The sequence below is a fragment of the Telluria sp. Soil_C_11 genome (genome assembly GCF_057657395.1).
In genome coordinates this window covers 1-226 of the sequence record NZ_JBDGIN010000073.1, presented here as the reverse complement: position 1 = coordinate 226, position 226 = coordinate 1, and the positions used below count along the sequence as shown (strand labels likewise).

The following is a 226-nucleotide window of genomic DNA, read 5'->3' as shown; positions in this document are numbered from 1 at the left end:
CATCGTCTAGAGGCCTAGGACATCACCCTTTCACGGTGAGTACCGGGGTTCGAATCCCCGTGGGGACGCCAAGAATAGCAGGACGCAGCGTTGTGAAAACGGTGCTGTGAGAAGTAAAAGCAGTATGTTATGATACTGTTTTCCCGAAACGGGGGTATAGCTCAGCTGGGAGAGCGCTTGCATGGCATGCAAGAGGTCAGCGGTTCGATCCCGCTTACCTCCACCA

At 54.4% G+C, this 226-nt stretch carries 2 tRNA genes; both read left to right on the top strand.

Annotated elements, in window-relative coordinates:
* The first annotated feature begins 1 nt into the window (after position 1).
* Positions 2-71 (top strand) — tRNA-Glu (locus AC3A6M_RS24945).
* A 79-nt stretch (positions 72-150) separates the two neighbouring features.
* Positions 151-226 (top strand) — tRNA-Ala (locus AC3A6M_RS24940).